At 60.2% G+C, this 9,899-nt stretch carries 14 protein-coding genes; 12 read left to right on the top strand and 2 right to left on the bottom strand.

All coding sequences use genetic code 11. The features are described 5' to 3' along the window. The 5 genes from BLW97_RS19555 to BLW97_RS17275 all read left to right on the top strand — a co-directional run. Positions 1-412, top strand: a 412-nt coding sequence (locus BLW97_RS19555; RefSeq protein WP_207650647.1) for a hypothetical protein, incomplete at its 5' end; no start/stop codon positions are given. An 82-nt stretch (positions 413-494) separates the two neighbouring features. After that, positions 495-1,235, top strand: a complete 741-nt coding sequence (gene trbJ, locus BLW97_RS17290) for a P-type conjugative transfer protein TrbJ (protein WP_075324076.1) — start codon at positions 495-497, stop codon at positions 1,233-1,235. A gap of 17 nt (positions 1,236-1,252) precedes the next feature. After that, on the top strand, positions 1,253-1,513 hold the full coding sequence (locus tag BLW97_RS17285) for an EexN family lipoprotein (protein WP_075324075.1): 261 nt from the start codon (positions 1,253-1,255) through the stop codon (positions 1,511-1,513). 12 nt (positions 1,514-1,525) lie between these two features. After that, positions 1,526-3,316, top strand: a complete 1,791-nt coding sequence (trbL, locus tag BLW97_RS17280; protein WP_075324074.1) for a P-type conjugative transfer protein TrbL — start codon at positions 1,526-1,528, stop codon at positions 3,314-3,316. A gap of 85 nt (positions 3,317-3,401) precedes the next feature. Beyond that, positions 3,402-3,785, top strand: coding sequence for a hypothetical protein (locus tag BLW97_RS17275; protein WP_075324073.1), 384 nt, complete (start codon positions 3,402-3,404; stop codon positions 3,783-3,785). Between the two features lie 53 nt (positions 3,786-3,838). Here BLW97_RS17275 and BLW97_RS17270 read toward each other — a convergent pair whose 3' ends face one another. Continuing rightward, the gene (locus tag BLW97_RS17270; RefSeq protein ID WP_031575560.1) at positions 3,839-4,156 is read right to left on the bottom strand and encodes an addiction module antidote protein; all 318 of its coding nucleotides are present in this window, start codon (positions 4,154-4,156) and stop codon (positions 3,839-3,841) included. Positions 4,157-4,163: 7 nt separating this feature from the next. Then, a complete protein-coding gene (locus tag BLW97_RS17265) occupies positions 4,164-4,460 on the bottom strand; it encodes a type II toxin-antitoxin system RelE/ParE family toxin (protein ID WP_075324072.1) in 297 nt (98 codons plus the stop codon). Between the two features lie 125 nt (positions 4,461-4,585). Between BLW97_RS17265 and BLW97_RS17260 the strand changes: the two genes are divergently transcribed. From BLW97_RS17260 to BLW97_RS17230, 7 genes are read left to right on the top strand one after another with little or no spacing between them, the layout of a single operon-like run. Beyond that, entirely contained in the window at positions 4,586-5,254 is a 669-nt protein-coding gene (locus BLW97_RS17260) for a VirB8 family type IV secretion system protein (RefSeq protein ID WP_054608924.1), read from the top strand. A gap of 12 nt (positions 5,255-5,266) precedes the next feature. Further along, positions 5,267-6,367, top strand: a complete 1,101-nt coding sequence (locus BLW97_RS17255) for a TrbG/VirB9 family P-type conjugative transfer protein (protein WP_075324071.1) — start codon at positions 5,267-5,269, stop codon at positions 6,365-6,367. Position 6,368: 1 nt separating this feature from the next. Continuing rightward, positions 6,369-7,373 carry a TrbG/VirB9 family P-type conjugative transfer protein gene (locus tag BLW97_RS17250; RefSeq protein WP_075324070.1) on the top strand — a complete coding sequence of 335 codons (1,005 nt, stop codon included), beginning with the start codon at positions 6,369-6,371 and terminating at the stop codon, positions 7,371-7,373. 2 nt (positions 7,374-7,375) lie between these two features. Further along, entirely contained in the window at positions 7,376-8,749 is a 1,374-nt protein-coding gene (locus tag BLW97_RS17245; protein WP_075324069.1) for a TraB/TrbI/VirB10 family type IV secretion system protein, read from the top strand. A 10-nt stretch (positions 8,750-8,759) separates the two neighbouring features. Further along, positions 8,760-9,050: a hypothetical protein gene (locus BLW97_RS17240; RefSeq protein ID WP_075324068.1), complete on the top strand. Its 291-nt coding sequence runs from the start codon at positions 8,760-8,762 to the stop codon at positions 9,048-9,050. Between the two features lies 1 nt (position 9,051). After that, on the top strand, positions 9,052-9,285 hold the full coding sequence (locus BLW97_RS17235; RefSeq protein ID WP_031575584.1) for a hypothetical protein: 234 nt from the start codon (positions 9,052-9,054) through the stop codon (positions 9,283-9,285). After that, positions 9,252-9,899 carry a lytic transglycosylase domain-containing protein gene (locus BLW97_RS17230; RefSeq protein WP_242947867.1) on the top strand — a complete coding sequence of 216 codons (648 nt, stop codon included), beginning with the start codon at positions 9,252-9,254 and terminating at the stop codon, positions 9,897-9,899. The genes BLW97_RS17235 and BLW97_RS17230 overlap by 34 nt, the downstream gene beginning before the upstream one ends.

Below are 9,899 nucleotides of genomic sequence, written 5' to 3'. Positions count from 1 at the left end.
TGTCCAGATGATACAGACGGCGCACTTTGGCTATGGTTTCCATGCAAATCACTCCAGTTTCCTCCCGGCAAATCCGGCAGGATATCAGGTGGTCAATTTACACGCTGTTTTCCACCCAATTCTGGCAACTTTTGCACGCTGTTTAACAGTGACGGATGAACCAGCTCTGGCGCCTTTGCTTTCCAGCCTGGAAGGCGGGTCCGTGTGGAGCCTTGCAGGCGGCGGCCTTGCAGGCGGCAGCCTCGCGGCGGTTGGGCCTTTGATGGGCGGGCAGTACACAGAGCGGACGCAATTGGTGAAGGCATTGGGGTACGACATGAATCAGGTCAGCAACTACATGGTGCCCATAAACGGCGACGTGGCGAATTTCGCGGCCCAGGCCAATACGCTGACGCAATCGCTATCGCAGTAAGCGACAGGCATCTCCACCCAGCCCTGATCTATACCCATGGAGTCCAGATGATAGCGCCTGGATCGGCGCAGGGAGGTTTTCTATGAGCATCCAAAGCAAGGTAGTCATTTTGAGCATGAGCCTCGCTCTATTACCAGCGCCCGCCTTTGCCGTCAGTGAAATAGCCGGTGCCACTTTCCCCGAACAGATTGTACAGGAAGCGACGTCTGTTGAGCAGTTGGCGAAGCAGGCGCAGGAAGTGACGACACAGATCAGCATGTACGCCAACGATATCGAGCGCTATCAGAACATGGTGACCAACACCCTGGACATGCCTGCGTCCATGTTCGCGCGGATCTGGAATCCGCTGGTGGGATCCATTCAGAAGCTCACGTCCATTTACAGCCAGGCGCAGGCCCTGGGTTATGCCGGGCAGAATATCGGGGCACAGCTGGCCCAGGAGTATCAGGGAGCGGGCAGCTCCATCCAGAACCTGTCCTCCGTCTATGCCAACTGGAACCAGACGACCAACACCGACATGGAAGACGCCTTGCAGTCCCAGCACTTGGCGGCGGCAAACTTCGCCACTCAGGACTCGTCCATGCAGACGATTCAGAATGAAGCACAAACCGCTCAGGGCCGGGAGCAGGTGGCCGCTGCCGCCGTGGCTGCGGCCAACGTCACCACCAAGTCGATCCAGCAACTGGAGCAGATCACCATGGCTGGCGAGGACGCGCAGATCGCTTATCTGAAGCAGAAGAAGGCGCAGGCCAATGCCACCAACCAGTTTGTTGCGGACAGCATGTTCGGCGGTCTCAGCAACGATCCCAGCCTGCTGCCCTGATACGACGAGGAGCACTCATGAAACCCATGCGCTATCTGTTTTTCCCTTTGTCGGCCCTGTTGCTGGCGGGTTGTAGCCAGGAACCGCTCTACACTGCCCACTATTACCAGACCCACAAGGCGGCACTTCAGAAGGAGTTGAAGCATTGCAAAAAGGCCGAGACCCTGACGGGTAACGCCAAAAAGAACTGTGAGACGGCGAAGCGGGTTGCGGGCGACGAGTTCGTGCAAAAGAGCCTCTTCAGCGGGTTCAACAACAACCCCAGCCTGCTGCCCTAAAGGAGAGGGATCATGCGCCGATTGAACAAGGCCAGGCTCTGGCTCGCGGGGCTCTTTCTGGGCGCTACCCCGGGGCTGGCGTTCGCCGCCGGCGCTGGAACCCTGGGGCAGGTACAAAGCAGCCTCCAGGGATCCATTCTGCCCTGGCAGCACACGATGCAGACGGCAGCGACCGATCTCTTTTATGCCCTGGCTGCCGTCGAGTTTTCCGTCCTGTTTCTGAACCATGTCCTGCAAAAGCGCGGGCATGAGGATCTCTTTGCCGGCATCATCAAGAAAGTGGTGACGCTGGGCTTTTTCCTGACACTGCTGGACAACTCCGGGACCTGGATTCCCGACATCATCAATGGCCTCGCCGGTGGTGCGCAGTCACTGGGGGTAACCCAGGTCTCCCCGGGAGCCATCGCTACGGACGCACTCAAGGTCTTCATGGAACTGGTGGAGTCCCCATTCAGAGCGGCGAGTCATGCCGTAGGTAATAATGGCGGCAACGTGTTCTCCGACATCTGGAACGGGAACTTCAGCGGGGCTGTACAGAGCGCCGCAAAGACGGTAGCAGCGGCAAACCCCCTGAAAATCCTGATCGAAGAATTGATGATGGTCATAATCGGCCTGCTGGCTGGACTGGGTATACTGGTCATGGCTCTGGAGTTTCTGATGGTCCAGATCGAAAGCTATCTGGTCATCGCCCTGGGCGTGATAATGTTGGCTGGGGGCGGCTTGCGCTGGACAGCTAAGTATGTGGGTAGCTACTTCGATTACGCCATCAACGTCGGTGTCCGGCTGTTCGTTCTGACGGCGCTCGCTTTTCTGGTAACCGACAGCATCACGCCGATCATGGAGAAGATCCTCCAGAACATCACCAACCCGCTGCAATCGGGTTTTGAGGCCATCATCCTGGGCGCAATCATCGCCCTGTTGCCACGCAAAGCATCCAGCATTGCCAGTAGCCTTCTGTCCGGTAACTCATCCTTCTCCGGTGGAGAACTGGCCAAGGAAGGCGGGATCATCGCCGGCGGCACGATAGCGGCTGGAGCGGGCGTAGTGGCCCTGGGCGTTGGCGCGGCCGGCGGTCTCACCGCTGGTGGACTCTCCGCAGCGGCGGGTGCTGGAGGCGGTGCAGCCGGAGGCGCTGGCAGCCTTGCAGGCGGCAGCCTTGCCGGAGCCGCGGGTGCGGGAGAGACCAGCGCGGCGGTTGGTGTGGCGGCCCCGGAAGCTGGGGCGATGTCCGCAGGTGGTGGTGCGAGTTCCGGCGCGGGCGCGGGGAACGCCGTCCCTGCCCCCAGCGCTGGCGGTTCGGCTGGTGGTGAAGCGCCCCAGGCATCCAGGGCTGTGCAGGCTCCAGCGACCAGCACGCAATCCACTGGCCAGCAGAACCCATCCAAGGGTGTCGAGGCACCGATCCAGGAAGCTGGAAAGGAAGCGGGCCAGGATAAGCAGAACGATCAGGGAATGAGCGCAAGCGAACCCCATCCCGACGCGCCGCCCGTCCCGGTCAATGCCGTTCCCGCTCCTGAGCCCGTCAGTACGCCTTCTGGCGGTGGCGGTGGCGGTGGCGGTCAGGGAAGCAAGGCGGCTCCGGCCCAAGCTGCTCCTGACGCGCCAGGCGGCGGTGGTGCTACCATGGATGATGTGGTCGAGCAATTGAAGCAGATGCAGGGGCAGCCGAAGGGCTTGGCGGATAAGGTCAAAGAAGGTTTTGCCGGTAGATCTCTAAAACATGTGGAGGAAATAGCTACGGCAAAATCAAATCAAGTCCAGAAGAGCGCCATAGATACCAGTCACCCAAGAGATTTTGATTGATGGCCTGCTCTTGACATGGCGGGATATCCGTGACGGTATACCACCAACAACGGGATTAGCAGGGCCACGAGCCAGGATATCTGAAATGACCGCAACGATTTTTCGTTATAAACCTAATGGCGAGCGGGACTATTACCTTGAGCAGATAGAACGCGAGGAGGCGGAACGTCGCGCCCAGCCTGTGGACGGCGAGTTTTGGGCGTATATCTTCAGCCTTCCCATCAAGGCCCTCGCCTTTGTCCTGTTCCTGCCCTTCCGCTACGGCTACGGCAAGCATTTCCTGTTCCTGATTTTTGTGGCTCCTCTGCTGCTGATATTCGGGTGGGTGGCGGTGGAACTCGTACTGAAAATCCACGCGGAGCCCCAGGTGTTCCTGGCCCACTGGCAGGCGCATGTCATCCGGCACCCGGCAGCGGGCCATTGGACCTGGCTGGTTCAGGATCTGACGCGGTGGATACACGCATATTGAGGCGACGCGCCGCCACCTTACTATAAGCAGGAACCGCTCCGTAGCAACTCTGGTTAAACCCCTGTAGCCGATGGGTGACTGCTTGTGTGTGCTGGTTGGAAGGAAAGCCGCAGGCCGAGTGCCTGGGTTATTTTCAGCACCGTTACCAGGCTTGGGTTCCCTGTTCCGGAAAGGGCCTTGTCCAATCCTTGGCGGCTCATGCCTGCGTCGCGGGCGAGCTGGCTGAGGTTGCGGGCACGGGCAACGTCTCCCAGCGCTGCAAGAATCAACGCGGGGTCGCCATCCTCCATCGCAGCATCGAGATAGTGCGCAATATCGTCCTCAGTCTTGAGGTAATTCACGGTGTCGTAGCGTCTGAATTGCACTTCCATGATCACATTACTCCTTCCATTGCGTTGCAATGGCTTTTGCCAAAGCAATGTCCCGTTCCTGGCTCCCCTTGTCTCCGCCGCACAGAAGCGCCACCACAACTGGTCCGCGCCTCATGAAATAGACGCGATAGCCAGGACCGTAGTCAATCCGCATTTCCGAGATGCCTTCACCTACAGGCTTCACGTCTCCAGGGTTCCCAAGGCTCAATCGGCGCATCCGCACCTGAATCCTTGCGCGGGCTTGGTGGTCGCGCAGACCTTCGAGCCATTCTCTGAACACGTTGGTTTCTATGAGTTCAAGCATATGACAACCATAGTTGCTATGCTCTGGCATGTCAACCGCAGTTGACAGATGTTGGTCATGCCCCCCGATTATCTCCACATCACTTGATCTATACCCTCTCAGGAATCATCTGAGAGGGTTTTTTCATGTTGAGCAATCCCGATTATCTGGCCGCCCGCCAGGAATGGCTTGAGCGCTACGGCTCCTACATCGCCCAGGCGCGGAACTGGCGCATCGCTGCCCTGTCGGCCATCGGCATCGCCGCCCTGTTTGGGGCGGGTATGGTGTACGAGGCAGACCGTGTCCATGTGGTGCCCTATGTCGTCGAAGTGGACAAACTGGGCAAGGCTGTGGAATTGGCGCAGGCCGTGCGGGCCGGTTCTTTCGCCCAGCCGGTGGTGCAGCACATCGTTTCCCGCTTTGCCTGGCTCGCTTTTACGCGCAGCCCGGACAAGTACGTGCAAAAGCACTTCATCGACGAGTCCTATCATTACATCGCATCGAGCGCGGAACCATCGCTGGATGCCTTCTACGCGCAGCACAATCCCTACGCGGCCTATTCCAACAAGACGCAGGGCAACACGGTCACGATTCAGAGCGCCGTTCCCGTTGGGCAGGTGACGGGCAAGGGTGGCTCGTACATCGTCGATTTCCTGGTAAAGCACTATGGCCCGCATGGCGGCGTGGATGGCGAGCAGAACTGGCAAGGCACGGTCACTTACGCGACGGTCCCGCCATCGAACAACCCCAATGTCCTGAAAGGCAATCCCTTCGGCATCTACATCACGCACTTTGCTTTCAGTCCGCAGGTGTAAGGAGAAGATGACATGAAAAACAAGGTATTGCTTTCTTTTGGGCTCGCCGTCCTTCCTGGATTGGCGTTGGCAGGCGTGGATACCAATCTGCCGCCGGTGAAGCCGATCGTTTCGCATCCGGGGAATCTGGCAACGAAGCCTGCAGGGACGAAAACCGGAGCAGACCATCCGTCCGCGACACCATCCGCATCTGGCGGCACCACGTCGGCGGGCCAGAAAGTCCCGGCCATCTCCCCAGAGGCTGCCGCGCAGATAGCGTCGGCGCAGGTGTGGCAACAGTCCATCGCCACCCCGCCCGAGGGGCCAGAAAGTGCTGCAACCAGAGTGCTGGCACGTCAGTCGCTGACGGCGTCCCAGGCAATGGACAACACCCTTCCGGTGATCGGCGGCGCGAACGGAACCGTCAATAGCCTTGCCGGTCGGCCCGTGCTGGTTTGCTCACCGCTGCACACCTGCATCATCGAGCTGCCCGACGGTGTCGAGCCCGTGACGACCGTCGGAGTCAGTAAGTCGGAATGGAATGTGCAACAGGCGCTGGTTGGGAAACAGCCGGAAATCTTCCTGAGCCCGAAATTCAAGGGTCTCCACCAAAACATCGTGGTGGCCGCGACCGACCAGGGCAGGCCCATCAACTATGAAATCCGTCTGGTCAGTGACGCAGTGCGCTACATTCCCGCCCTGAAGATCGAGGATAGCGGGGGCGAGGTCCGTTCCTGGAAAACAGACTTGCAGTCAGCAGACAACGCACCAACGGATCAGTCGGCTGCCGACCATAAAGGCAATGTACTGCCTCTGCCCAATATCCGTCTCAACCACATCAATCTTCGCTGGTCCATTCATTGCGGTGGCGGCGGATGGTTCAGTTCCAGCGACTGCAAACCGATCCGTCCATTGCGCGTGTATGACGATGGGACCCATACCTTCATCGACATGCCCCAGGGGCTGGCGAGCCACGGAGGATTTCCCGTCCTGCAAGCCCGCAATGCCAGTGGACACCTGATCGGAGTCGATACCCAGATCCGGGGCAACACCTATGTCGTCGATTCAGTTCCTGCCGATATCCTGTTACGGCTGGGTTCTGAGATGGTCACCATCCAGAAGGAGGGGAAGTAGCATGCGCGACGTTGCGTTGACGATGAAAAAACGTTCTGTGTTGATTATGGCCACCATTGCTATGGCAGCAAGCGTGCCCGTTTCCATGGCATCCACGATGAAGGCGCCGGGAGTTGCTGGACAGTCCGCGCCGATTGCCGGGATCGTGAACACCGCCCAGATCTTTCAGCACAGCATGAACATCCACTATGGCGAGCCGATCCGGGCGGTGGAGCAACAATCGGTGCGGGCCTTTGCCCTGGGCACGCTCTCACAACTCCCCGTATTCACGCGCCCGGGCGGAGAGGTCATCGTGCCACTTGGGCAGGTCCTGCCGGTGCTTCAGACCTCGCCTGGCAACTTCTCAGTGGTCATCCTGGGGAAGGGCGTCAAGCCGGTCTCCCTGGCCGGGGCGCCGAGCGCCGAGTGGGTTGTGAAGGAGACCGTCGCCGGCGGGCTTGCAGCCGGCAGGCATCCCATTCTGGAAATCATGCCCCGCTTTGCCGGACTCAAAGGCAGTATCCAGATCGTAGCGACCAGTCCCCATGGCTATCCGTTGACGTACACCGTGGGCCTGGTCAGCGGCACCTCCCGGTTCACTCCGGTCCTGTCCTTCTATCGCGTCCCTCACGTTATCCCTGAAAACCCGGAACTGATGGCGCCAGAACAGGGGCAACCGGCCAAAGTCTCCATGGCCACATCCGGGGTGCCTACCCGTCCCAATACTCCGCATGTGAATGCCACACATGCCGATGTCGACTGGACAGCGCAGTGTTTTACGGGCGACTGCAAGCCCATCCAGCCGATCAGCGTGGTCAGCAACCAGAAGGCGACCTTCATTCACCTGCCCACCGGGAAAACCCCGATGGTTCTGGTGCGAAACAAGGCGGGAAAGTCCTTGCTGGTGAGCTACCGCATGGAAGGGCACACGCTTGCCGTGGGGGCCGTCCCTTACCGCATCGATCTGCTCACGGGTAACTGGAATCACCTGGCCGAAATTCGCCTCACGAACGAGGCAGGAGAGTAAACATGAAAAGCGGCAAAGACTTTTTCTCCGATTTGCTCCAGAAAAAGAAGGGGCTGCCGCCCGCAGGGCAACAGCCCGCCATGGATAGCAGCAAAGGTCCTGGCGGGCAGCAAGGACCACAAGCCGGTCAGCCCGGGATAGAGGTCAAGCCGGACAGGGACCAGATGGCGACACGTATCAAGCGGACGCCACTCTATATCGCGGCTGCGGTGGTCGGACTGGGCGCCTATGGCGGCTATGAGTATCTGCAAAGCCACTCGTTATTCGGGAACGCCAAGCCGCAGGCGCAGGCCAAAACCATTCAACCGGCGAGTGGGACTGGTGCACCTGCCGCCCCGGTGCACCGGAAACACTACCACAAGCCAACCGCTCCTGGAGGGGCATCGGGCACGTCGGCAACCGCGGCCACGAACAGCGCGGGTGGACCGTCCCATCTAACGCCCGCCCCAGTGTCCACAGGACCCAAAAAGAATCCCTACGCAGCGCAGGACACCGCCTTCGCGTCCGCCCTGGGTACGGGGAACGCGGGAAGCGGGTCCGGTGATGGCCTTGCCTGGAAAACACAGGGGTCAACGCCGTCCGCGCAGGCCTCGACTGTTCTCCCTATGGCCCTGCCGGGAGCATCCCTGCCGGGCGCGGAACAGTCGGCAGCGAAGAAAACAAAGAAAAAGGCCCCGCCGCCCCTGGTGACACGGGAGACGAGCCCCTACGAGATTCTTTCTGGATCGGTCATCCCCGCCGTTTTGCAGACGGGAATCAAGAGCTATCTGCCGGGAGAGATCGTGGCGGTGGTCAGCGAGGATGTCTATTCGTCCGTGAACGGGGCAACGCTCCTGATCCCTGCCGGCGCCAGGCTGGTAGGCACCTATGACACACAGACTGCCTTGGGCATCAACCGGCTGGCCGTTGCCTGGACACGCATCGAGTTTCCGAACGGCACCACCATGAACCTGCCGGGATACGAAGGGGCAGGCGGTGCTGGATACGCAGGCTTCGCCGGGGAGGTCAATGACCACACCTGGTTGATCTTCAAGAATGCGTTATTGATGTCGATCGTGGATGCAGGGATGGCGATTGCCTCTCCGTCCACTTCAACCAGTGTGACAGGCCAGATGTCCGGGAATGTGGCTCTTCAGGACAGCGAGCAATCCCTGGCACAGACCTTTGGGGAAGCCGAATCCCAGCTGCTGGAAAAGTATATCGACATAGCACCCACGATCACCATTCCCCCCGGCTATCTGTTTTCGGTGGTGGTGGCTCACGACATGGTGTTCCCCGGCCCCTACGACCCGGCCATGCAGACGGGATCGGCAGGCAATGAGCCTGCGCTTGGGCCGAATCTCAATCCCTACGGGTTGCACCCTGCAAAGGGGTAAGGAGCGGAAAATGCGCGGAAGCATCATCGTCCGGACGGAGCACGATTGCGCAGGACTTTCGCCAGAAGCACGAACGGCGATCGTGACGCAGAAGGTGCGCTCCTTGTCCGATGAGGGCCTGCAAGAGCTGGCCCGGCGCCGGGAGAAACAGCACCCGGGGCGCCGTCTTCGCCCCATGTCGATCACCCTGCCTGCAGATGTGCTGGAGCGGCTCCAGCGCTTCCAGGGATCAAAATGGAGCGTCTCCGCGCTGATTGACCGCATCCTGGATGAGCGGGTGGCGACAAAAGAGGATCTCTGATATGTGGCATCACGCCTACTATCATGCGGCATTGCCGGAAGGACCCTTGCAGGGTGCAACCCACGGGCTAGCGCACACCATCATCTCCGCGCTGATCCATGGGCTGATTTATGGAGCCATTTTTCGCCTCATGCGGGGTATGAGCACCGGAGAAGTCCTGCTGGCGGCGGTCCTGGGCATTGCGTTTATCGGAGGAGTCTGGTGGCTGTGGAATCGGCGCGGGCGGAGGGCATGATCGCTCTGCCCCAGATCAGTGCTGAATGCGCCCCTATGGTCGCTGCCCGGACGATGGCCGCCATTGTGCAGGTGGAGTCCGGGGGCAACCCGTTGGCGATGAGGAACAACAGCACGCGGAGCATGGTCATTCCCGGCAGTCGGAATCAGGCCATCCAGTATTTGCGGAAAGCCATGGCCGCTGGCCAGCGGGTCGACGTAGGGCTGGCCCAAGTGGATACCGGGAACTTCGCCGCCTTCGGGCTCACTCCCAGGACAGCCTTCAATGCCTGCGCTAACCTTCGGGCAGGCAGCGAGATCCTGCACATGGATTGGCAACAGGCGCTGGCCAGCGGCTACCGGGGCCAACAAGCGCTCTACCACGCCTTTGAAGCGTACAACTCCGGGCGGCTCTGGGGGGATGCCCAATACGCCAACCGGATACTGGGTGCCGCTGGAGCATTCGCGTCGGCCGGCTGCAAGCCTGCCGACTACGGCGGACTGCGCACCGTCTCCCAGGGCAACAAGGCACTGCCGACCAATCCCTTTCCTCAATTCCGGTGGCTGGCAACGCCTGCTCAGGCGGTAAAGCCTGCACCATCAGGCGACTCCCGCCCCTGGCCGGTTCTCCCATAA

Source organism: Acidithiobacillus albertensis (assembly GCF_001931655.1).
GTDB classification, from domain to species: domain Bacteria; phylum Pseudomonadota; class Gammaproteobacteria; order Acidithiobacillales; family Acidithiobacillaceae; genus Acidithiobacillus; species Acidithiobacillus thiooxidans.
The sequence above is the reverse complement of the archived record's forward strand: the minus strand, read 5'-3'. Positions and strand labels throughout refer to the sequence as shown.

Excerpts from the sequence above, each read along its gene's own strand:
- BLW97_RS17275 (WP_075324073.1), top strand. The coding sequence starts at position 3,402 with ATGACCGCAACGATTTTTCGTTATAAACCTAATGGCGAGCGGGACTAT.
- BLW97_RS17255 (WP_075324071.1), top strand. The coding sequence starts at position 5,267 with ATGAAAAACAAGGTATTGCTTTCTTTTGGGCTCGCCGTCCTTCCTGGA.
- BLW97_RS17285 (WP_075324075.1), top strand. The coding sequence starts at position 1,253 with ATGAAACCCATGCGCTATCTGTTTTTCCCTTTGTCGGCCCTGTTGCTG.
- BLW97_RS17245 (WP_075324069.1), top strand. The coding sequence starts at position 7,376 with ATGAAAAGCGGCAAAGACTTTTTCTCCGATTTGCTCCAGAAAAAGAAG.
- trbJ (WP_075324076.1), top strand. The coding sequence starts at position 495 with ATGAGCATCCAAAGCAAGGTAGTCATTTTGAGCATGAGCCTCGCTCTA.
- BLW97_RS17270 (WP_031575560.1), bottom strand. The coding sequence starts at position 4,156 with ATGGAAGTGCAATTCAGACGCTACGACACCGTGAATTACCTCAAGACT.
- BLW97_RS17235 (WP_031575584.1), top strand. The coding sequence starts at position 9,052 with ATGTGGCATCACGCCTACTATCATGCGGCATTGCCGGAAGGACCCTTG.
- BLW97_RS17240 (WP_075324068.1), top strand. The coding sequence starts at position 8,760 with ATGCGCGGAAGCATCATCGTCCGGACGGAGCACGATTGCGCAGGACTT.
- trbL (WP_075324074.1), top strand. The coding sequence starts at position 1,526 with ATGCGCCGATTGAACAAGGCCAGGCTCTGGCTCGCGGGGCTCTTTCTG.
- BLW97_RS17260 (WP_054608924.1), top strand. The coding sequence starts at position 4,586 with ATGTTGAGCAATCCCGATTATCTGGCCGCCCGCCAGGAATGGCTTGAG.
- BLW97_RS17250 (WP_075324070.1), top strand. The coding sequence starts at position 6,369 with ATGCGCGACGTTGCGTTGACGATGAAAAAACGTTCTGTGTTGATTATG.
- BLW97_RS17265 (WP_075324072.1), bottom strand. The coding sequence starts at position 4,460 with ATGCTTGAACTCATAGAAACCAACGTGTTCAGAGAATGGCTCGAAGGT.